Raw genomic sequence first — 22509 nt, forward strand, 5'->3', positions numbered from 1 at the left:
CCTTATCTGGCCTACGGCGCGGTGCGCATTACGGCTTGGCAACAAAGCCAATCGCTTCGTAGACCGCTTTCAGCGTTTCGGAAGCACGGGCGCTGGCTTTTTCCGCCCCTTCTTTCATCACTTTCTGCAAGAAGGCTTCGTCACTGCGGAAGCGATGATAACGCTCCTGCAACTCGGTCAGCATACCGGAAACGGCTTCAGCCACTTCACCTTTCAGATGACCATACATCTTGCCTTCGAAATGCTGCTCCAGCTCAGGGATGCTCTGGCCGGTTACGGCGGAGAGGATATCCAGCAGGTTAGACACCCCCGCTTTATTCTGGATGTCGTAGCGCACTACCGGCGGCTCGTCGGAATCCGTCACCGCACGTTTGATTTTTTTCACCACCGATTTCGGGTCTTCCAGCAGGCCGATGACGTTGTTACGGTTATCGTCCGACTTGGACATCTTTTTGGTCGGTTCCAGCAGTGACATCACGCGCGCGCCGGATTTTGGAATAAACGGCTCAGGAACGTTAAAGATATCGCCATACAGCGCGTTAAAACGCTGCGCGATGTCGCGGCTCAATTCCAGATGCTGTTTCTGATCTTCACCCACCGGCACCTGATTCGTTTGATACAGCAAAATGTCTGCCGCCATCAGAACCGGGTAATCAAACAGACCGGCGTTGATGTTCTCGGCATAGCGCGCGGATTTGTCTTTGAACTGGGTCATCCGGCTCAGTTCGCCGAAATAGGTGTAGCAGTTCAGCGCCCAGCCCAGCTGCGCGTGCTCCGGCACATGGGACTGAACAAAGATGGTACTTTTCTCAGGATCGATACCACACGCCAGGTAGAGCGCCAGCGTATCCAGCGTCGCTTTACGCAACTGCTGTGCATCCTGACGCACGGTGATCGCATGCTGGTCAACGATGCAGTAAATGCAATGATAGTCATCCTGCATGTTCACCCACTGACGCAGCGCACCCATATAGTTGCCAATGGTCAATTCACCTGAGGGCTGTGCGCCACTAAAAACGATGGGCTTAGTCATTTTTCGATTCCTGATTTTCGCTATGCGGAAGCCCGAGAGCGGGCAGAAGGTCATTAATAGTGTCGTAAATCACATCCGGCTGGCTAAGAGCGATTGATTCGCCATAGTTGTAGCCGTACGTGAGGCCGACCGACGGGCAGCCAGCCGCTTTTGCAGCCTGAATGTCGTTACGCGAATCGCCCACAAAGAGCATCTGTTCAGGCGCGACGCCCATCCGCTTTGCCACCAGCAGCAGCGGATCGGGATGCGGCTTTTTGTTCTGCACATCGTCGCCGCCAATAACCACGCTAAAGTATTTGGCGATATCCAGCGCTTCAAGCAGCGGCGCCACAAACGGCGTCGGCTTATTGGTCACCAGTCCAAGCGGCAGCCCTTTGGCATGCAGCGCGCCCAGCGTATCGGCTACGTGCGGGAACAGGAACGTCCCTTCTTCCGCCACATCGCCATAGTAGCGGTCGAACAGCTTACGCAAAATACGCACCTGCTCCTCGGCGGGGATCTCATCATCAACAGGCGGTTTGCCCATTGTTTTACGTAACGTAGCGCGTTCCTGTCGAGCCCAGGCGAGCGCACGCTCCATCAATACATCCGCGCCGTTACCAATCCAGGTAATTACGCGATCTTCGCCAGCGGTAGGCAGTTCCAGCGCGTATAACGCCATATCTACCGCAGCGGCTAATCCCGGCGCGCTGTCAACCAGCGTGCCGTCGAGGTCAAAGGCGACACCCCGAATATCCTGCAATTTATCCATGACTTACCTTTGCCAGTTCACTGCGCATTTCATCAATGACTTTTTTGTAGTCTGGTTGGTCGAAAATCGCGGAGCCTGCCACAAACATGTCTGCGCCCGCCGCGGCGATTTCGCCGATGTTGTTCACCTTGACGCCGCCGTCCACTTCCAGGCGAATGTCATAACCTGACTCATCAATACGACGGCGCACTTCACGCAGCTTCTCCAGCGTGTGCGGAATAAAAGACTGGCCGCCAAAACCCGGGTTAACGGACATCAGCAGGATCACATCCAGCTTATCCATCACGTAATCCAGATAACTCAGCGGCGTGGCCGGGTTAAACACCAGCCCCGCTTTACAGCCGTTTTCTTTAATCAGCTGCAAGGTACGATCGACATGCTCGGAGGCTTCGGGATGAAACGTAATGATGCTGGCGCCCGCTGCGGCGAAATCCGGCACGATGCGGTCAACCGGCTTCACCATCAAATGCACGTCGATGGGGGCGGTAATACCGTATTTGCGCAGGGATTTCAGCACCATCGGGCCGATGGTCAGGTTCGGCACATAGTGGTTGTCCATGACGTCAAAATGCACGACATCCGCACCAGCAGCCAGCACTTTCGCGGTGTCCTCACCCAGGCGGGCAAAATCAGCCGACAGAATTGAGGGGGCAATCAAATACTGTTTCATCCGCTTCTCCTTGAGAATTATTTTTTCGCAGGCGTTACGACTCCTGGTTGGTACAGAGCCAGCAGTTCGTCCACCTTTTTACGTGTGCCGCCATTGCTGCTTATACTGCGACGCACTTTGACCTGAAAATGTTTCGCCGCTTTGTACCACTCGCGGGTATCGGGCGTGTCATGGTTCGAAATTAACACCGGGATCCGCTTGCTGACCAGCTTTTCTGCCATCTCCGCCAGGCGCGCCTGCTCTTTTGGGCTGAAGCTATTGGTATGATAAGCGGTGAAATTCGCCGTCGCAGAAAGCGGTGCGTAAGGCGGATCGCAATAGACCACAGAATTGCTATCAGCACGATCCATACACTCTTCATACGAAAGGCAATGAAACTCTGCATTCTGCGCTTTTTTGGCAAAATGGTACAACTCCGTCTCCGGGAAGTAGGGCTTTTTGTAACGGCCAAACGGCACGTTAAACTCCCCACGCAAGTTATAGCGGCACAGGCCATTGTAACCATAGCGGTTCAGGTATAAGAACAGGACCGCGCGACGGAACGGCTCCCGGCTCGTATTGAACTCTTCACGGAGTTGATAGTAAACCTCGGCCTGATTCGTCTCAGGCGTAAACAGCTCGCGGGAAGCCCGCACATACTCTTCAGTACGCGACTTCACGATGTTATAGAGGCTGATAAGGTCACTATTAATATCGGCAAGAATATAACGAGAAAAGTCGGTGTTAAGAAACACCGACCCGGCACCCACAAAGGGCTCAACCAGACATTCACCTTTCGGTAAATGCCGTTTGATGTCATCAAGCAGGGGGTATTTCCCCCCTGCCCACTTCAGAAAAGCGCGATTCTTTTTCATGCTGACTAACTAATTACACCTTCTCCGGCTGTGGAGAAAGCTCCGACAGCATCCTGCGCTTTAACATGACTATTACTTCAGATCGGCCTGCACCTGATGCAACGGTTTTGCCCACGGGTTTTTCGCCTGCACATCGGCTGGCAACGTAGACACCGCACGTTTGGCATCATCTTTAGACGCATACACACCCGTTACCAGAACATACCACGGCTGACCGTTACGCGTCGTCTGATACACCACATAGTTTTTCAGGTTTTCTTTCTTCGCCCAACCGTTCAGGTTGTCGTAGTTAGAAGAACTGCTGAGTTGCAGGGTGTAATGGCTGGAAGGCGCAGACTTCAGCGAACCCACGTTACCTGTGCTTTTCGTACCAGCCGCACTGCCGGCTGCCGCTGTGGTTTGCGCTGGCGCTGCGGTTTGTGCAGGCGCAGTGCTGGCGGTGGCTTTCGGCGCGGTCGTTGCCGCTGGCGCGGAAGTTGCTGGCGCTTTCGTCGTCGCGACCGGCGCGGCAGGTTCGCTACGTTTCGTCTGCGTGGTCGGCTTCGGTTCCGCTGGCGTCGCTTTCGCGGTGGTCTGCGGTTTCTTCGGCTCAATCACAACCTGCTTACGTTCCGGGCGCGTAGTGGCCTGACGCTCGCCCGATTGCGTCGTCGCCGTCTGACGCGGCGCATTGCCGTTGCGGATTGGCGCAACGGTGGCAGGTTCCGTCGGCAGCGTGGAGTTCGCCACCACATTGTTAACCTGTTCCTGGCCCTGCGGCTGGGTCAGCGCATTGTTCAGATCGCCCTGAACTTCCACACGCTGCTGGCCTTCGGTCGCGGCAGGCGCCTGACCCTGCGTTGGCGTTGAGGCGATCGGCGGCAGAGAAACATCCTGCTGCGTGTTTCCGGCGGTCTGTTCAGCGTCTGGCGCAGGCTGCGTGGCGCTCGCCTGATCGGTCGCGTTATTGCCGGAAAGATCGATGTTCTTCTCGGCAGACGCCGTTTGATCGCTGGAAGAGGAGGGTGAAGGGGCTTTCAGCGCGGAACCAATACCGATGATCAGCAGCAGCAACACCAGAACGCCGACACCCATCATGATGTATTGACGGGAAGCGGGTTTGCTGGCGGCTTTCTTACGTTTGCGGGGACGACGTTCTACGCGCTCTTCATCCACTGCATCATCGGATTCATAATCGTCTTCGCTGTACTGCTCTTCCTCACGCGCCTTTCGCGCACGCCCTGGACGACGATCGTCCGTATCCAGGTCGACGTCATCGAAATTGATCTGTGGATCATTATCGCGTTCAGAAGATTGACGAGTACGACCAGTACGACGATCGCTGGGATCGGGTTTCAGCTCGTCTTCTGGTTTGAATTCATCCATTTAACACCCCACTCAAAGGTTAATGCTTACGACGTTGCAGTTAACCTGAATTTAAATGACCAATACCGTGCAGTATCAGTCCGACCTTTCTTGTTGTTACGCCTGCTGACAGTCAGCAATAGCGCTGAGAACGATTTCGTGCGGCACTCCGCCGCGTACTTCACTTTTCCCTATCGCCAGCGGGAGCACTAAGCGCATTTCGCCCGCCAGGACTTTCTTATCGCGCAGCATGTGTGGCAAATACGCCTGAGCAGACATCTCACGCGGCCCGTGTACAGGCAGACCTGCGCGCTGGAGCAGCGTAATAATGCGTTGCGTATCCGCAGCGCTAAACTGACCGAGACGCTCTGACGTGCGCGCCGCCATCACCATACCAGCAGCGACGGCTTCACCGTGTAACCAATTGCCATAACCCATTTCAGCTTCAATGGCATGACCAAAGGTATGTCCCAGATTCAGTAAAGCACGTAAGCCCGTTTCGCGCTCGTCTGCTGCGACAACTTCGGCTTTCAGCTCACAACAACGGCGGATACAGTACGCCATTGCCGGACCTTCCAGACGTAATAACGCGTCCAGATTGTCCTCAAGCCAGGTGAAAAATTCACCGTCAAGAATGATGCCGTATTTGATCACTTCCGCCAGACCCGATGCCAGCTCACGCGCAGGAAGCGTTTTCAGACAGTCGAGATCCACCACCACAGAAGCAGGCTGGTAGAACGCGCCGATCATGTTCTTGCCGAGGGGATGGTTTACAGCGGTTTTCCCGCCTACGGAGGAGTCGACCTGCGACAGCAATGTCGTCGGGACCTGGATAAAGCGCACGCCACGCTGATAGCTGGCGGCGGCGAAACCGGTAAGGTCGCCAATCACGCCGCCGCCGAGGGCAACCAGCGTGGTATCGCGACCGTGCGGTTTTTGCAGTAACGCGGTGAAAACCGTATCAAGTACCGTCAGGCTTTTATACTTTTCGCCATCGGGCAGGATAACGCTATCTACGTTAACCCCCGCCTGTTCAAGTACGCTACGGATCTTATCAAGGTAAAGGGGAGCCAGGGTTTCGTTGGTCACCAACATAACCTGATCGCCCGATTTCAGCGGTAAGAATGAAGCTGGTTCGTTAAACAAACCAGCCGCGATGGTGATAGGGTAACTACGTTCCCCGAGAGTAACTGTAATCCTCTCCATGACGCGACATCCACCTTAGTTACTTGTACCCGCTTACCGAGTATGTATTAAGCCAGAATCAGTTGCTTTCCAGCATATGAATAATCTGGTTTGCCACGACCTTAGCGCTCTGATCGTCGGTACGAATGGTCACGTCGGCAATCTCTTCATACAGAGGATTGCGTTCGTTGGCCAACGCTTCCAGAACTTCACGAGGCGGAGCTTCTACCTGCAACAGCGGGCGTTTCTTGTCGCGCTGCGTACGCGCAAGTTGTTTTTCGATTGTCGTTTCAAGATACACCACGACGCCACGCGCGGAGAGACGGTTACGCGTTTCACGTGATTTTACAGAGCCACCGCCGGTTGCCAGCACAATACCCTGTTTTTCCGTCAACTCGTTGATGACTTTTTCTTCGCGATCACGGAAGCCGTCTTCACCTTCTACATCGAAGACCCAGCCCACATCAGCTCCGGTTCGTTTCTCAATCTCTTGATCAGAATCGTAAAATTCCATATTGAGTTGTTGAGCTAACTGGCGCCCAATAGTGCTTTTTCCGGCACCCATAGGCCCAACCAGAAAGATATTGCGTTTCTCTGCCATTTTTTCGGTACTACTAAGACAATTCGTTAATGATAAACCCGCGTCGCAGACACCTTGCGCAGCAGGACATGAACTGAAACCTCATAAGATATTGCGAGAGTCAGACTGAAAATTATCTCAATACTCCAACGGGTTTGGCAACTGAATAAATTACCAAGACATATTGTAGACAACCCCGGAGGCAGCGTCGCCGGATAGCGACGAGAAGAACCAACTCTCAAATCGGTACTCCTTGTATGCTAAATACACCCCCACGTCAAATCCCTGAAACGTGTTCAGTGCAAAAACAGCGCGATTTCAGGCATAAATTATTCTGCCGCAACCAGTCTGGGGGTAATGAACACCACCAGTTCGCGCCGCTCGTTCTCTTTTCCATCATGGCTGAAAAGGGAACCAAGCCAGGGGATATCGCCTAACAGCGGGACGCTATCTTTAGCGGATTTGTTCTTGCGCGAAAAGATGCCGCCCAGCGCCAGCGTTTCGCCGCTTTTAACCTCGACCTGTGTGTCGATCTCCTGCTTATCGATCGCCAGCACTTCGCCATCCGCCTGCTGTAGCACCTGACCGGGAACGTTCTGGCTGATGTGAAGCTTCAGACGAATGCGCCCCTTCGGCAAAACGGTGGGCGTCACCTCCATCCCCAGCACCGCTTCTTTAAACTCCACGGACGTCGCCCCGCTCTCGCCGCTGGAGACCTGATACGGGATTTCGCTCCCCTGCTTAATACTGGCAGGTTGCAGGTGCGAAGCCAGCAGTCGTGGGCTGGCGATAATATCAAGTTGCTGCTTCTGCTCCAGGGCGGAAAGCTCAAGATCCAACAAGCGACCGTTGATGCGCCCGATGTTAAACCCGACGCGAGACGTGGCGGCCGCGACGGACAGATCGCTGGCAAGCGACGTCACCTGCCCTGGCGACCCGGCCTGTTGCGCGTCCGCCAGCGTCCACTTTACCCCCAGCTCACGCAGGCTTTTTTCATTTATGGTGACGATATGCGCCGCCAGTTCAACCTGCTCAACGGGGAGATCCATTTGCGCCGCCCACTTTTCCAGCGCCGCCAGCGCGGCGTTGTTATCCCGAAGCAATAACCGGTTGGTGCGCTTATCTACCGTCATACTGCCTTTGGCGCTCAGCAGCTTTTCTCCCGCTTTTGCCAGTTCGGAGGCATCGGCGTATTGCAGAGAAATACTGCGATCCTCCAGCGGTAAGTTGGCCCGCAGCCTTGTCTGCTCGGCCTCCTGCCGCGCGGCGTTTTCGTTTTGCCAGTGAACCGAGTGAACATGCAGAATATTCCCCTCCTGGCGCAGCACCAGCCCGGCGCTTTTTATGACCGTCTGCACCGCCTGCTTCCACGGCACATCCGTCAGACTCAGCGACAGCGAACCGCTGACGTCAGGCGAGACCACCAGATTCTTCTTCTCCTGCGCGGCAAGCGCCTGCAATACCTGAACAACAGGAACATCATCCACCACCAGCGTCACGTTTTGCGCTTTCCCCGCCTGTACGGCGGGCATCACGGCGATCAACGCTGCGGCTATCCATCGCTTCATTCACTTCTCCTTGTCGTTGCCACCGCCACTGCGATGGTTCACAGCCTTTACCGGTCTCAAGCGTTATGCTGTCTGCCGTCAGTCGGGAAATCGTCCAGCCGTTCTCCAGCACCTGATATTGTTCGACGCGCCGCCACTTCTGCTGGCTGTCTTTGAGAATGCCAGTCAGGCGCTCTCCCTGACTCACCACGCCCTGGTAACGCCACATCGGCAGTTCAGCGATCCGGCATCGGTCCTCCGGCGGTTTGAAGGGGTCGCGCATTCCGGTCAGCATCAGCAGGCAGCTACAGATCAACAGCCAGCGCTTAGTCATCAGTCAGCCGCTCCAGCTGTAGCGTCAACAGCAGCTCCGTCTCCTGCGGAACAAGCGAAAAGCGGTTAATGCGCATGCCACGCTCCGCCAGCCGACTGAACAGTTGCGGAACCGCCTCCCAGGAGGATGCCAGCGCCAGCTCGCCTCCCTGCGCGGAAGGCTGCCAGTGAAGAAGGCGTACCGGAGAGCGCTGAAAATCCAGAGGGGAAAAAGGCACGCGCTTGCTGGCCGACGCTAAACGAGACATATCCATTGATGCGGCGATCTGGCGCAGGCTTCGCCACTGCCGGTCGATAGCCGCCCGCTGTTGCGCCAGCGCCGTTCGTTGCCGCTCCTGTTGCTGCGCGCCCGAAGAAAACGCGCATAAACACGCCAGTAATCCCAGCCCCAGGCTCCAGCCTAACCAGCAGAAGAGGCGGGTTCGCGGCAATAACCCGCACCAGAGATCAAAAAGCGCGGCCATCTGCGAGGCTCCTTTTTAACCGGTAATGAAATTGCCAGCGTCCCTGCGCATCCTGCTGCGTTGCCCCACTCCCGGCTAACGGGAAATCAGGATGACGACGCAGCGCGGTTTCCAGCGTGTTTAACGCGAGAAATGTCGTCGCGTATCCCTCAAGTTCCAGCGTTCCCTGCTGCCAGGATAACCGGGTTAGCCACGCCTGCTCGGGCAACAGCGCCGCCATCCCTTCCAGCACGCTCTGCCAGCGCCGCGTCTGCTCATATTCCGTTTGCCGCTGCAACGCTCGCTGCCACGCGGTCTGCCGCTGCTGTAAGCGGGGTTGGATCGCCAGCAGCGCGGCGGCACGCTCTTTTTCTGCGATCGGCCACTGCGCATCCACCCGCTTTTGCGCCGTGAGCGTAACCTCATGGATGTACGCCAGCGCAATGGTCAGCAGCAGTGAACCGCTGAACATAACGCTCCAGAATCGCAGACATTCGCGCCGCCGGGACTGACGCCAGGGCAAAAAGTTGACCGGATAACTCATCAGCGCGGCGCCCCCATTGCTAATCCCAGCGCGATGGCAAAGGTATGGCCTTCCGGCGGAACGGGAGGCTGGCGAATGGCAACCGCGCACCAGGGTTCGAAGCCGCCCGCGCCGCACACCGTCAGACTTTCCGGCGCAATGGACAACGTCGCGGCAAGACTGTCGGCGCAGGCCACCTCTTGTAGCGGTTTTCGTCCCCACGCATAGCGCGTCGCCCACAGCCACTGTTCTTCGTCACGCCAGGCCAGACACTGCTGGTGCGCCAGCAGATAAGGAATAAAGCGCTGTAATGCGCAGGCATCCGGCGTAATCGCCGTCACCTGCATTTTCAGTTTTTGCGCCAGCGTTAATAAGGTCGTCACCTCCTTGCTTTGGGCGGCGGTCACGTTAAATGCCGGAGTCAGGGTATCTTCGCGATAGTCAAAGCGCAGGGCGTCGGGGGGCATATCCAGCTCACGCGCCATCGCGCCGGTCAGCCACGCCGTTTGTTCACGTTCGCGCAGCGCCATTTCCGGGCGCGGAAAATGCTTTTGCAGCGTCCGGCTGGCAGGGAAAGAGAGATAAATATGATGCCGGTGAGGAAGCGAACGACGCCACGGAAGCAGCGCATCGACGAGCTGTTCAGGCTCGCGAAGATGCCCGTCAACGAAGGTACGTTCCGCCAGCGGCACCCGCCACCAGCGTTGTAAAGACCAGCCTGACGCGCCGCGAACCACGGCGACAGCCAGCGCCTCATGCTGCTGAATATGAAGGCCAATTTGCCAGAACCTGAAAGCCATTGCTTATGATCTCCTTATCAATGGTCGCTCTTACGGGTATATCAATGCGTCTGGCTTGCCTTTATACTACCGCGCGTTTGTTTATAAACTGCCCAAATGACACTAAATGGGAAATCTCCAGTGAAGTTCGTAAAGTATTTATTGATCCTTGCAGTATGTTGCATCCTGCTGGGAGCAGGCTCGATTTATGGCCTCTACCGCTATATCGAGCCGCAACTACCTGACGTCGCGACCTTAAAAGACGTGCGTTTGCAGATTCCGATGCAGGTTTACAGCGCGGATGGCGAGCTGATCGCGCAGTATGGCGAGAAACGTCGTATCCCGGTCACGCTTGACCAGATGCCGCCGGAAATGGTTAAAGCCTTTATCGCTACGGAAGACAGCCGCTTTTACGAGCATCATGGCGTCGATCCGGTAGGGATCTTCCGTGCGGCCAGCGTCGCGCTGTTCTCAGGCCATGCCTCACAGGGGGCAAGTACCATCACCCAGCAGTTGGCGAGAAACTTCTTCCTGAGCCCGGAACGCACGCTGATGCGTAAAATTAAGGAAGCGTTCCTGGCAATCCGCATTGAGCAGATGCTGAGCAAAGATGAGATCCTCGAACTTTACCTGAACAAGATCTACCTCGGCTACCGTGCCTACGGCGTCGGCGCGGCGGCGCAGGTCTATTTCGGTAAGACGGTCGATCAGCTCACCCTGAGCGAAATGGCGGTGATTGCCGGTCTGCCGAAAGCCCCTTCCACATTTAACCCGCTCTACTCGATGGATCGGGCGACGGCGCGTCGTAACGTGGTGCTGTCTCGTATGTTGAGCGAAGGCTACATCACCCAGGCGCAGTACGATCAGGCGCGCGGCGAAGCGATTGACGCCAATTACCATGCGCCGGAAATCGCGTTCTCAGCGCCGTATCTGTCGGAAATGGTGCGCCAGGAAATGTACAGCCGTTATGGCGAAAGCGCCTATGAAGACGGGTATCGCATCTACACCACAATCACCCGCAAAGTTCAGCAGGCGGCACAGCAAGCCGTGCGTAACAACGTGCTGGACTACGACATGCGCCACGGCTATCGCGGCCCGTCGAACGTGCTGTGGAAAGTAGGCGAAACCGCCTGGGACAACAAAAAAATCACCGACACGCTGAAAGCCCTGCCAACCTACGGGCCGTTGCTGCCTGCCGTCATTACCGGCGCGAATCCGCAGGAAGCCACCGCGATGCTCGCGGATGGCACCTCCGTGTCGCTGCGGATGGAAGGCGTACGCTGGGCGCGCCCTTACCGTTCGGATACCCAACAGGGCCCGACGCCGCGTAAAGTGACTGACGCCGTACAGACAGGCCAACAAATCTGGGTTCGCCAGATGGGTGATGCCTGGTGGCTGGCGCAAGTCCCGGATGTGAACTCGGCGCTGGTTTCCATCAACCCGCAAAACGGCGCGGTTCTGGCGCTGGTCGGCGGTTTTGACTTCAACCAGAGTAAATTCAACCGCGCCACGCAGGCGCTGCGTCAGGTCGGGTCGAACATCAAACCGTTCCTCTATACCGCCGCGATGGATAAAGGTCTGACGCTGGCGAGTATGCTGAACGACGTGCCGATTTCCCGCTGGGACGCAGGCGCCGGTTCCGACTGGCGGCCAAAAAACTCCCCGCCGCAGTATGCCGGGCCAATCCGCTTACGTCAGGGTCTGGGTCAGTCGAAAAACGTGGTGATGGTGCGGGCGATGCGCGCGATGGGCGTGGATTACGCCGCAGAATATCTGCAACGCTTCGGTTTCCCGGCGCAGAACATCGTGCATACCGAATCGCTGGCGCTGGGCTCCGCGTCTTTCACCCCAATGCAGGTGGCGCGCGGTTATGCGGTAATGTCTAACGGCGGCTTCCTGGTAGATCCGTATTTCATCAGCAAGATAGAGACCGACCAGGGCGGCGTGATCTTCGAAGCGAAGCCGAAAATCGCCTGCCCGGATTGCGATATCCCGGTCATTTACGGTGATACCCAGAAATCCAACGTGCTGGAAAACAATAACGTTGAAGATGTCGCCATCTCTCAGGAGCAGCAAAACGCCACCGTGCCAATGCCAAAACTGGAGCAGGCTAACCAGGCGTTAGTGGCGCAAAGCGGAATGCAGGAATATGCTCCGCATGTGATCAACACGCCGCTGGCCTTCCTGATTAAGAGCGCGCTGAACAGCAACATCTTCGGCGAACCCGGCTGGATGGGCACCGGCTGGCGCGCGGGTCGCGACCTGCAACGTCATGATATCGGCGGAAAAACCGGGACAACCAACAGCTCGAAAGATGCCTGGTTCTCCGGTTACGGCCCGGGCGTGGTGACTTCCGTGTGGATCGGCTTTGACGATCACCGTCGCGATCTGGGGCGCACTACCGCGTCCGGGGCGATCAAAGACCAGATTTCTGGTTACGAAGGCGGCGCGAAAAGTGCGCAACCCGCATGGGATGCTTACATGAAAGCCGTGCTGGAAGGGGTTCCTGAAGAGCCGCTGACGCCGCCTCCGGGCATCGTGACGATCAATATCGACAGAAGCACCGGGCAACTGGCAAACGGCGGTAACAGCCGCGCGGAATACTTTATCGAAGGCACTCAGCCAACGCAGCAGGCAGTGCATGAGGTGGGCACCACCATTATCGATAACGGTGAGACACACGAACTGTTTTGATCTTTTGCCGGATGGCGACGCCTGAGACGTCTTATCCGGCCTACGTTTTGTTGTAGGCCAGGTAAAACGTCAGCCGCCATCCGGCAATATAAATTACAACCGCCCCTGCCCCTTCAGCCACTCACGGACCAGGAACAGCGCGCTGACGTTTCGCGCTTCACTGAAATCCGGTTCTTCCAGCAGATCCATTAAATGCGTCAGCGGCCAGCGCACCTGCGGCAGCGGTTCCGGCTCGTCGCCTTCCAGTGATTCAGGATAGAGGTCTTCCGCTATCACAATGTTCATTTTGCTGGAAAAATAGGACGGCGCCATACTGAGCTTTTTGAGGAACGTCAGATCGTTCGCGCCAAACCCAACTTCTTCTTTCAGTTCCCGGTTCGCCGCTTCAAAAACGGTTTCGCCAGGGTCGATCAACCCTTTGGAGAACCCCAGCTCATAAGACTCCGTGCCCACGGCATATTCACGGATCAGAATCAGGTGATCGTCTACGATCGGCACAATCATTACCGCTTCACGAGTGGACGGACGCATACGCTCATAGACGCGGCGCACGCCGTTGCTGAATTCGAGATCCACACTTTCGACGTTAAACAGCCGGGATTTCGCGACAGTTTCAACTTTCAAAATGGTGGGTTTTTGTAATGATTTGCTCATCGTGAGAATCTATGCAGTGAAATCTGGTGCCATTGTGCGATATACAGCACGGTTTCGGCAATGTGAATTGCCGTTTATTTACATTTATGTAACGTAGTAAAAATTAATTCCCATTTAAAATTAAAAGTCAATAGGTTGAAATAACTCCAGGAATTTGCTGATATTCCGCTTTTGGTGTGTTTGCTATGATCCGCGTTCACTGGGATGCGCGTAAAAATGCTCAAGTTCAACTCCACGCTTGCCGATAGCCAACCACAGCATCACATTTATTCGACAGGGTGCGACTGACCACGCCTGACAGACTTAGTAAGATGGGGAAAGCATGAGCACCATTTTGATTTTCTTAGCTGCTTTGCTGGCCTGCTCTCTACTGGCAGGATGGCTACTCAGAGTAAGAGCCAGGCGGCAGAATCTGCCCTGGATCAGCGCCTTTTCAGACGCCGCGACGCGCAAGCTAACGCCGGAAGAGCGCAGTGCGGTTGAAAACTATCTCGACAACCTCAGTCAGATTCAGCAGGTGCCGGGGCCGACAGGCGCCAGCACCGCTCCCGTGTCGTTAACGCTGAATGCCCAGAGTAATAACGTCATTATTCTGACCCATTCCATTACGCGTTACGGCATTACGACCGACGATCCCAATAAATGGCGATATTACCTTGATTCCGTTGAGGTTCATTTGCCGCCGTTCTGGGAACAGTACATCAATGACGAAAATAACGTTGAGCTGATCCATACCGATACGCTTCCTTTGGTCATCTCGCTTAACGGCCACACGTTGCAGGAGTACATGCAGGAGACGCGCGGCTATGCGCTACAGCATACCTCCTCCACCCAGGCGTCGATTCGTGGCGAAGAGAGCGAGCAAATTGAACTGCTGAACATTCGTCAGGAAACTCACGAAGAGTATGCGCTCAGCCGCCCCGCGGGGCTGCGCGAAGCATCGCTGATTGTGGCCTCATTCCTGCTGTTCTTCTGTTGCTTAATTACGCCGGATGTCTTCGTGCCGTGGATTGCGGGTGGCGCAATTCTGCTGCTCGCCGCAGGTCTCTGGGGGCTGTTCGCTCCGCCATCTAAAACCTCGCTGCGGGAGATTCACTGCCTGCGGGGAACCCCGCGTCGCTGGGGGCTGTTTGGCGAAAACGATCAGGAGCAGATCAACAATATTTCGCTGGGGATTATTGACCTGATTTACCCTGCCCACTGGCAACCCTATATCGCACAGGATCTCGGGCAGCAAACGGATATTGATATCTATCTGGATCGCCACGTCGCGCGGCAAGGGCGTTTTCTCTCCCTGCATGACGAGGTGAAAAATTTCCCGTTGCAACACTGGCTGCGTAGCGCCGTTATTGCGGGCGGATCGCTGCTGGTGCTGTTTATGCTGCTCTTTTGGATCCCGCTGGATATGCCGTTCAAATTCACTTTGTCGTGGATGAAAGGCGCGCAAACCATTGAGGCCACCAGCGTTAAACAGCTCCACGACGCCGGAGTTCGCGTGGGCGATACGCTGCATCTGAGCGGCAAAGGCATGTGTAATATCCATCAGTCTGGCAGCTGGACTGCGCAGCCGAACTCCCCTTTTATGCCGTTTGATTGCTCGCAAATCATCTGGAACGACGCGCGGACGCTGCCGCTGCCCGAGTCCGATCTCGTCAACAAAGCCACGGCGCTGACCCAGGCCATCAACCGCCAGCTGCACCCGAAGCCGGAAGATGACTCCCGCGTTAGCGCGTCGCTACGTTCGGCGATTCAAAAGTCCGGGATGGTATTGCTGGATGATTTCGGCGACATCGTATTAAAGACCGCCGATCTGTGCGCCGCCGAAGACGAATGCGTGCGCCTGAAAAACGCGCTGGTGAACCTCGGCAACAGCAAAAACTGGGCCGCGCTGGTCAAACGCGCGAATGCGGGCAAACTTGACGGCGTGAACGTTCTGCTGCGCCCTGTCAGCGCGGAGTCGCTCGATAACCTGGTGACGACCTCAACCGCGCCGTTTATCTCCCGTGAAACCGCGCGCGCCGCACAGGCGCTTAACAGCCCCGCGCCGGGCGGCTTCCTGATTATCAGCGATGAAGGCAGCGATCTGGTTGATCAGCCGTGGCCGTCGATGTCCCTGTACGATTACCCCGCGCAGGAACAGTGGGGCGCATTCCAGCGCCTGGCGCAGATGTTAATGCAAACGCCGTTTAGCGCCGAAGGGATCGTCACCCGTGTCTACACCGACGCCAACGGCACGCAGCACATCGGCCTGCACCGCATCCCGGATCGTTCCGGTTTATGGCGCTACCTTGGCACGACGTTGCTGATGCTCACCATGCTGGGCTGCGCCGCTTACAACGGCATTCAGGCGTTCAGACGTTATCAGCGTAACCGCACCCGTATGGCGGAAATTCAGGAATATTATGAAAACTGCCTGAATCCAAAGCTGATCGCCTCCCCGGAAAGCCTCATCTGACAGCTCACGGTATGCTACCCTGTAGCGCATATCCGGCAAAAGCCGCCAGGGTTTGGCGGCAATCTCATCTGGAGAATTCCCATGCATATTGATATTGCCTGGCAGGACGTCGATACCGTTTTGCTGGACATGGACGGCACGCTGCTCGATCTGGCATTCGATAACTATTTCTGGCAGAAACTGGTGCCGGAAACCTATGGCGCACAGCAGGGAATCACTGCACAGGAAGCCCAGGACTATATTCGCCAGCAGTATCATGCCGTGCAGCATACGCTAAACTGGTACTGTCTTGATTACTGGAGCGAGCGGCTGGGTCTGGACATTTGCGCCATGACGACGGCACAGGGGCCGCGCGCCGTGCTGCGCGAAGATACCGTGCCGTTTCTGGATGCGTTAAAAGCCCGCGGTAAACGCCGCATTCTGCTGACCAACGCGCACCCGCATAACCTGGCGGTGAAGCTGGAACATACCGGTCTGGCATCACACCTTGATTTATTACTTTCCACCCACACATTTGGTTATCCCAAAGAGGATCAGCGGTTATGGCACGCAGTGGCTGAAGAAACGGGAATAAGCGCAGAGAAAACGCTGTTTATCGACGACAGCGAACCGATTCTCGACGCCGCCGCCCAATTCGGCATTCGTTACTGCCTCGGCGTGACCAATCCCGACTCCGGCATTGCAGAAAAGCAGTATGCACGCCATCCGTCGTTGAATGATTACCGCCGACTGATCCCCTCACTGATGTGAAGGAGACGCCATGAAAGAAAAGCCCTCTATTGAGGTCCGACTGGATAAATGGCTGTGGGCCGCACGCTTTTATAAAACCCGTGCATTGGCCCGCGAAATGGTTGAAGGCGGTAAGGTGCACTATAACGGGCAGCGCAGCAAGCCGGGCAAGATTGTCGAGCTGAATGCGACGCTGACCCTGCGCCAGGGCAACGACGAGCGGACGGTAATCATTAAAGGCATTACCGAGCAGCGCCGTCCGGCGAGCGAAGCCGTTACGCTGTATGAAGAAACAGCGGAGAGCGTGGAAAAACGCGAAAAAATGGCGCAGGCACGCAAACTTAACGCATTAACCATGCCGCACCCGGACAGGCGACCGGATAAAAAAGAGCGCCGCGACCTGTTACGATTTAAACACGGCGACAGTGAGTGACTGTCACCCGCAAGAGAGATGATTATGCCGCAACATGACCAATTACATCGTTATCTGTTTGAAAACTTTGCCGTGCGCGGCGAACTGGTGACCGTATCGGAAACCCTGCAACAGATCCTCGAAAACCACGCCTATCCGCAGCCGGTAAAAACCGTGCTGGCCGAGCTGCTGGTCGCCACCAGCCTGCTGACCGCCACGCTGAAATTTGCCGGTGACATTACCGTGCAGCTACAGGGCGACGGCCCGCTGAGCCTGGCGGTGATCAACGGCAATAACAACCAGCAGATGCGCGGCGTCGCTCGCGTACAGGGCGAAGTGCCGGAAAACGCGGATCTGAAAACGCTGGTGGGCAACGGCTATCTGGTGATCACCATTACACCGGAAGAAGGCGAGCGTTATCAGGGCGTGGTCGGTCTGGAAGGCGACACGCTGGCGGCGTGCCTGGAAGATTACTTCCTGCGTTCCGAACAGCTGCCGACACGCCTGTTCATCCGCACTGGCGAGGTGGAAGGCAAACCGGCGGTGGGCGGAATGCTGCTACAGGTAATGCCCGCGCAGAACGCGCAGGCAGACGACTTCGATCACCTGGCGACGCTGACCGGAACCATCAAAACCGAAGAGTTGCTGACCCTTCCGGCTAACGATGTGTTGTGGCGTTTGTACCATGAAGAAGAAGTCACGCTCTACGACCCGCAGGACGTTGAGTTCAAGTGTACCTGTTCTCGTGAACGCTGTGCGGGCGCGCTGAAAACGCTGCCGGATGAAGAAGTGGACAGCATCCTGGCGGAAGAAGGCGAGATCGATATGCACTGCGATTACTGCGGCAGCCACTATCTGTTCAACGCGATGGACATTGCGGAAATCCGCAACAACGCCTCCCCTGCCGACCCGCAGGTGCATTAATCACTAGTAAAAAGCCTGATGGCGAATCGCTCATCAGGCTTACTCATTTACAGGTCAGATAAGACGCATCCGCGTCGTCATCCGGCCTGCCCCGCAAAATTCCGCACTTTTTGTTCATTTTTTCCTTCGTGGTGAATCGATATTTTATATGTAAGGGTTTCGTAAATTTCTTACATGAATGCGATTACACTCACAACATTCCCGCAGAATACACTCATTTTTAACGTTTTAAGAACATTTTCCACAACAAAAAAGGGTTCTCTGCCATAATAAGCACCGCTTCGTGACAGGAGTCACAGCGTTTTCGGTCAATCGTGATTTTGTCCAGATACGTAAATCTATGAGCCTCGTCGCGGTTAACAAACCCTAAAAAACCCTACAATTTCAGGTAATACATATTGGCTAAGGAGTAGTGACATGCGCGTTAACAGCTTAACCCCGCAAGATCTCAAGGCTTATGGTATCAATGACGTTCAGGATATCGTTTACAACCCCAGCTACGACCTGCTGTACCAGGAGGAACTCGATCCTACTCTGGAAGGTTACGAGCGCGGCGTATTAACGAATCTGGGCGCCGTTGCCGTTGATACTGGTATCTTTACCGGACGTTCGCCGAAGGATAAATACATTGTCCGTGACGACACCACGCGTGACACGCTCTGGTGGTCCGACAAAGGCAAAGGCAAGAACGACAACAAACCGCTGTCCCAGGAAACCTGGCAGCACCTGAAAGGGCTGGTAACTCAGCAACTCTCCGGCAAACGCCTGTTCATCGTTGACGCCTTCTGCGGCGCTAACGCGGATACCCGTCTCTCCGTTCGCTTCATCACGGAAGTCGCCTGGCAGGCGCATTTTGTCAAAAACATGTTCATCCGTCCTGCGGACGAAGAACTGGTGGATTTCAAACCAGATTTTATCGTGATGAACGGCGCGAAATGCACCAACCCGCAGTGGAAGGAACAGGGGCTGAACTCTGAAAACTTCGTGGCCTTCAACCTGACTGAACGCATTCAGTTAATTGGCGGCACCTGGTACGGCGGCGAAATGAAAAAAGGGATGTTCTCCGTCATGAACTACCTGCTGCCGCTGAAAGGCATTGCTTCCATGCACTGCTCCGCCAACGTGGGTGAGAAAGGCGACGTCGCGGTCTTCTTCGGGCTTTCCGGCACCGGGAAAACCACCCTCTCCACCGACCCGAAACGCCGTCTGATCGGCGATGACGAACACGGCTGGGATGACGATGGCGTGTTTAACTTTGAAGGCGGCTGCTACGCGAAAACCATCAAGCTGTCTAAAGAAGCCGAACCGGAAATCTACAACGCTATCCGTCGCGATGCGCTGCTGGAAAACGTCACCGTTCGCGAAGATGGCTCCATCGATTTCGACGATGGTTCCAAAACCGAGAACACCCGCGTCTCCTACCCGATTTATCACATCGATAACATCGTTAAGCCGGTATCAAAAGCGGGCCATGCAACCAAAGTCATCTTCCTGACTGCCGACGCTTTCGGCGTGCTGCCGCCGGTTTCTCGCCTGACGGCTGACCAGACGCAGTACCACTTCCTGTCTGGCTTTACCGCTAAACTGGCTGGTACTGAGCGCGGCGTTACCGAACCGACGCCAACCTTCTCTGCCTGCTTCGGCGCGGCGTTCCTGTCGCTGCACCCGACGCAGTACGCTGAAGTGCTGGTCAAACGCATGCAGGCATCCGGCGCGCAGGCGTATCTGGTAAACACCGGCTGGAACGGCACGGGCAAACGTATCTCCATCAAAGATACGCGCGCGATTATCGACGCCATCCTGAACGGCTCTCTGGATAATGCGGAAACCTTTAATCTGCCGATGTTTGACCTGGCGATCCCGACCGAGCTGCCGGGCGTAGAGACACGTATTCTTGACCCGCGTAACACCTACGCGTCACCGGAACAGTGGCAGGAAAAAGCCACCGCGCTGGCGAAACTGTTTGTCGAGAATTTCGAGAAATACACCGATACCCCAGCCGGTGAAGCGCTGGTCAGCGCCGGGCCGAAGCTGTAAAAAAACACGCCGGATGGCGGCTGCGCCTTATCCGGCCTACGGAGCACACGTTGTTGTAGGCCCGGTAAGCGTAGCACCACCGGGCGCAATGCCGGATGGCGGCTGCGCCTTATCCGACCTACGGAGCACACATTGTTGTAGGCCCGGTAAGCGTAGCGCCACCGGGCGCAATGCCGGATGGCGGCTGCGCCTTATCCGGCCTACGAAGCATACGTTGTTGTAGGCCTGGTAAGCGTAGCGCCACCGGGCGCTGAGAAACAAAAAGGGAGGCATTTCGCCTCCCTTTTCTTATGCGTCTTTCGTCGAACCCGGCACGCGAGCGACCGGAATCGGCAGCCAGGCGCGAATAGAAAGCCCACCGCGCTCACTGGAGCCAATCTCCAGCATACCGTTATGGTTATCCACAATACGCTGCACAATCGCCAGCCCCAACCCGGTGCCGCTGGTGCTGCGCGCGCTGTCGCCACGTACAAACGGCTGGAACAGGTGCTTACGCTGTTCCGGCTTAATGCCCGGCCCATCGTCCTCAACCTGGAACCAGGCGCGATGCGGTTCCGTACCGCTGCTGACCTTGATCCAGCCATTGCCATAACGGGCGGCATTGACCACCATATTGGCGATCGCGCGTTTAATCGACAACGGATGCATTTTCACCTGAATACTGCCCGGTTGCAGCGCAGTATCAATTTCCCGCTCGTAGCCGCTTTCCGCCGCAATAACCTCACCCAACACGGCATTCAGATCGGCCATCTCCATCGGCATTTCCTGACCGGTACGCAGGTAATCGATGAATTGTTCGATAATGGCGTTGCACTCTTCGATGTCCTTATTAATGGACTCCGCGAGATAGCCGTCCTCTTCACCCATCATTTCGGTAGCCAGGCGGATACGCGTCAACGGTGTGCGCAAATCATGGCTCACGCCCGCCATCAGCAAGGTACGGTCATCAGCCAGTTGCTTCACGCCTGCTGCCATATGGTTGAAGGCGCGGGTCACAGAGCGCACCTCCGACGCGCCATACTCGCGCAGCGGCGGCGGAATCATGCCTTTCCCCACCTGCAACGCAGCATGTTCAAGATCGACCAGCGGTCGGTTCTGGATACGAATAAACAACCATGCGCCGCCTATCGCCAGCAGCATAATCGCCAGCGTATAGCGGAACAGCGGGGAGAAATCGCCCTGATGGATTTCCGTCAGCGGCACGCGCACCCAGATATTGGGCGACAGCCAGGTTTTCAGCCAGACCACCGGCGAGCTTTTGTTGACCTCAACGCGCACTTCCGTCGGGCCGCCCAGCTGCTGCGCCATCTGATGGCTTAAGAATTCATAGTGTTGCGCCCAACGCAGCCCGGCCTCTTCGGCAGCCTCGTTGGAATAGAGAGAAATCCCCAGCTCACGATAGATTTCCCGGCGGAACGCAGGCGGCACCACCAGTTGCGTGCCGTCCTCCAGTTGCAGCTTATCGGTCATCAGCATACGAACTTCGTAGGCCAGAACCTTATTAAACTGCTGGAGGCTCGGCAGAATCGCAAAGTTCAGCACCACCAGATAAGTCGTCACCAGGCTGACGAACAGCAAGGTGACGATGAGCAGTAGCGTGCGGGCAAATGAACTTCGCGGAGAGAAGCGCATTCGCCTCATGCTTTAGAACCGTCCGGTACAAAGACGTAGCCCAGGCCCCAGACGGTCTGAATGTAACGCGGATGCGCCGGATCTTCTTCCACCATGCGGCGCAGACGGGAGATCTGCACATCGATGGAGCGTTCCATCGCAGAGTATTCACGACCGCGCGCCAGGTTCATCAGCTTATCGCGGGAGAGCGGTTCGCGCGGGTGGCTGACCAGCGCTTTCAGTACCGCAAATTCACCGCTGGTGAGCGGCATCGGTTCGTCTTCGCGGAACATTTCGCGGGTGCCGAGGTTCAGCTTGAACTTACCGAAGGCGATTACCGCTTCTTCCTGCGAAGGCGCGCCCGGCAGTTCGTTCGCCTGACGGCGCAGCACAGCGCGAATACGCGCCAGCAGTTCACGCGGGTTGAACGGCTTCGGAATGTAGTCGTCGGCACCGATCTCCAGACCCACAATGCGGTCCACTTCTTCGCCCTTCGCCGTCACCATGATGATCGGCATAGGGTTGCTCTGGCTGCGCAGACGGCGGCAAATTGACAGGCCGTCTTCGCCAGGCAGCATGAGGTCCAGTACCATAAGGTGGAAGGACTCACGGGTCAGCAGACGATCCATTTGCTCGGCGTTTGCCACGCTTCGAACCTGGAAGCCCTGCTCGGTCAGATAACGTTCCAGTAGCGCGCGCAGGCGCATATCGTCATCCACCACCAGAATCTTATAATTCTCTTGCATTGTTTTACTCCCAAAGGTTCGCAACAATTGAATGTGTGTATTCTTAAAAAAGCTTACGTTCGTCACCAGCGAATTCTGGTATAAATTCCAGGCTAAATTGTTACAAAGCATATTTAACAGCAGCTTAAGTATACAATTAATCTTGCGACACATTATTTATTCTGCTGCGGCGATCACGTAATACGTATTGTGCGCATCGCCAAAT

Annotated in this window: 21 protein-coding genes; 6 read left to right on the top strand and 15 right to left on the bottom strand. The window is 56.0% G+C overall.

Annotated elements, in window-relative coordinates; genetic code table 11:
- Positions 1 to 28: 28 nt before the first annotated feature.
- The 12 genes from trpS to OGV83_RS08140 form a co-directional block, all read right to left on the bottom strand.
- On the bottom strand, positions 29 to 1033 hold the full coding sequence (gene trpS / locus OGV83_RS08085) for a tryptophan--tRNA ligase (protein WP_012135491.1): 1005 nt from the start codon (positions 1031 to 1033) through the stop codon (positions 29 to 31).
- Positions 1026 to 1784 carry a phosphoglycolate phosphatase gene (gene gph, locus OGV83_RS08090; protein WP_012135492.1) on the bottom strand — a complete coding sequence of 253 codons (759 nt, stop codon included), beginning with the start codon at positions 1782 to 1784 and terminating at the stop codon, positions 1026 to 1028. The genes trpS and gph overlap by 8 nt, the downstream gene beginning before the upstream one ends.
- A complete protein-coding gene (gene rpe / locus OGV83_RS08095) occupies positions 1777 to 2454 on the bottom strand; it encodes a ribulose-phosphate 3-epimerase (protein WP_012135493.1) in 678 nt (225 codons plus the stop codon). The genes gph and rpe overlap by 8 nt, the downstream gene beginning before the upstream one ends.
- Before the next feature lie 17 nt (positions 2455 to 2471).
- Positions 2472 to 3308, bottom strand: coding sequence for an adenine-specific DNA-methyltransferase (dam, locus tag OGV83_RS08100; RefSeq protein WP_012135494.1), 837 nt, complete (start codon positions 3306 to 3308; stop codon positions 2472 to 2474).
- Positions 3309 to 3380: 72 nt separating this feature from the next.
- Complete coding sequence (damX, locus tag OGV83_RS08105; RefSeq protein WP_286463410.1) at positions 3381 to 4673, bottom strand: cell division protein DamX; 1293 nt, start codon at positions 4671 to 4673, stop codon at positions 3381 to 3383.
- Between the two features lie 96 nt (positions 4674 to 4769).
- Positions 4770 to 5858, bottom strand: a complete 1089-nt coding sequence (gene aroB / locus OGV83_RS08110) for a 3-dehydroquinate synthase (RefSeq protein ID WP_047460717.1) — start codon at positions 5856 to 5858, stop codon at positions 4770 to 4772.
- A gap of 58 nt (positions 5859 to 5916) precedes the next feature.
- Positions 5917 to 6438 carry a shikimate kinase AroK gene (gene aroK / locus OGV83_RS08115; protein WP_012135498.1) on the bottom strand — a complete coding sequence of 174 codons (522 nt, stop codon included), beginning with the start codon at positions 6436 to 6438 and terminating at the stop codon, positions 5917 to 5919.
- A 308-nt stretch (positions 6439 to 6746) separates the two neighbouring features.
- Complete coding sequence (gene hofQ, locus OGV83_RS08120; protein WP_230031937.1) at positions 6747 to 7985, bottom strand: DNA uptake porin HofQ; 1239 nt, start codon at positions 7983 to 7985, stop codon at positions 6747 to 6749.
- Positions 7897 to 8298 carry a DUF2531 family protein gene (locus tag OGV83_RS08125; RefSeq protein ID WP_058668191.1) on the bottom strand — a complete coding sequence of 134 codons (402 nt, stop codon included), beginning with the start codon at positions 8296 to 8298 and terminating at the stop codon, positions 7897 to 7899. Before OGV83_RS08125 ends, hofQ begins: the two co-directional genes overlap by 89 nt.
- Complete coding sequence (locus OGV83_RS08130) at positions 8291 to 8761, bottom strand: HofO family protein (protein WP_058668192.1); 471 nt, start codon at positions 8759 to 8761, stop codon at positions 8291 to 8293. Before OGV83_RS08130 ends, OGV83_RS08125 begins: the two co-directional genes overlap by 8 nt.
- The gene (locus tag OGV83_RS08135) at positions 8745 to 9284 is read right to left on the bottom strand and encodes a PilN domain-containing protein (RefSeq protein WP_058668193.1); all 540 of its coding nucleotides are present in this window, start codon (positions 9282 to 9284) and stop codon (positions 8745 to 8747) included. Before OGV83_RS08135 ends, OGV83_RS08130 begins: the two co-directional genes overlap by 17 nt.
- Positions 9284 to 10063 (bottom strand): type IV pilus biogenesis protein PilM, encoded by a 780-nt coding sequence (locus OGV83_RS08140; RefSeq protein WP_058668194.1) that lies wholly within the window; start codon positions 10061 to 10063, stop codon positions 9284 to 9286. Before OGV83_RS08140 ends, OGV83_RS08135 begins: the two co-directional genes overlap by 1 nt.
- Before the next feature lie 120 nt (positions 10064 to 10183).
- Between OGV83_RS08140 and mrcA the strand changes: the two genes are divergently transcribed.
- Positions 10184 to 12736, top strand: a complete 2553-nt coding sequence (gene mrcA / locus OGV83_RS08145) for a peptidoglycan glycosyltransferase/peptidoglycan DD-transpeptidase MrcA (protein WP_047460696.1) — start codon at positions 10184 to 10186, stop codon at positions 12734 to 12736.
- A gap of 93 nt (positions 12737 to 12829) precedes the next feature.
- On the opposite strand, the gene nudE is transcribed toward mrcA, so the two are convergent.
- Positions 12830 to 13390 (bottom strand): ADP compounds hydrolase NudE, encoded by a 561-nt coding sequence (nudE, locus tag OGV83_RS08150; protein WP_012135506.1) that lies wholly within the window; start codon positions 13388 to 13390, stop codon positions 12830 to 12832.
- A 322-nt stretch (positions 13391 to 13712) separates the two neighbouring features.
- On the opposite strand from nudE, the gene igaA reads away from it, so the two are divergent.
- The 5 genes from igaA (at position 13713) to pckA (ending at position 19947) form a co-directional block, all read left to right on the top strand.
- Positions 13713 to 15845, top strand: coding sequence for an intracellular growth attenuator protein IgaA (igaA, locus tag OGV83_RS08155; RefSeq protein ID WP_286463412.1), 2133 nt, complete (start codon positions 13713 to 13715; stop codon positions 15843 to 15845).
- A gap of 81 nt (positions 15846 to 15926) precedes the next feature.
- Positions 15927 to 16595: a GMP/IMP nucleotidase gene (gene yrfG, locus OGV83_RS08160; protein ID WP_012135508.1), complete on the top strand. Its 669-nt coding sequence runs from the start codon at positions 15927 to 15929 to the stop codon at positions 16593 to 16595.
- A 10-nt stretch (positions 16596 to 16605) separates the two neighbouring features.
- Positions 16606 to 17007 carry a ribosome-associated heat shock protein Hsp15 gene (hslR, locus tag OGV83_RS08165; RefSeq protein WP_047460684.1) on the top strand — a complete coding sequence of 134 codons (402 nt, stop codon included), beginning with the start codon at positions 16606 to 16608 and terminating at the stop codon, positions 17005 to 17007.
- Positions 17008 to 17031: 24 nt separating this feature from the next.
- Positions 17032 to 17910 carry an Hsp33 family molecular chaperone HslO gene (hslO, locus tag OGV83_RS08170; protein WP_286463414.1) on the top strand — a complete coding sequence of 293 codons (879 nt, stop codon included), beginning with the start codon at positions 17032 to 17034 and terminating at the stop codon, positions 17908 to 17910.
- 417 nt (positions 17911 to 18327) lie between these two features.
- Complete coding sequence (gene pckA, locus OGV83_RS08175; RefSeq protein WP_012135511.1) at positions 18328 to 19947, top strand: phosphoenolpyruvate carboxykinase (ATP); 1620 nt, start codon at positions 18328 to 18330, stop codon at positions 19945 to 19947.
- Between the two features lie 288 nt (positions 19948 to 20235).
- Here the strand turns inward: pckA and envZ are convergent, their stop codons facing one another.
- Both envZ and ompR read right to left on the bottom strand, forming a co-directional pair.
- The gene (gene envZ, locus OGV83_RS08180) at positions 20236 to 21588 is read right to left on the bottom strand and encodes a two-component system sensor histidine kinase EnvZ (protein ID WP_012135512.1); all 1353 of its coding nucleotides are present in this window, start codon (positions 21586 to 21588) and stop codon (positions 20236 to 20238) included.
- Positions 21585 to 22304, bottom strand: a complete 720-nt coding sequence (ompR, locus tag OGV83_RS08185; RefSeq protein WP_001157751.1) for an osmolarity response regulator transcription factor OmpR — start codon at positions 22302 to 22304, stop codon at positions 21585 to 21587. The genes envZ and ompR overlap by 4 nt, the downstream gene beginning before the upstream one ends.
- Positions 22305 to 22509 lie beyond the last annotated feature (205 nt).

Origin of the sequence: Citrobacter sp. CK189, assembly GCF_030333505.1 — a bacterium.
Lineage (GTDB): Bacteria > Pseudomonadota > Gammaproteobacteria > Enterobacterales > Enterobacteriaceae > Citrobacter_B > Citrobacter_B koseri.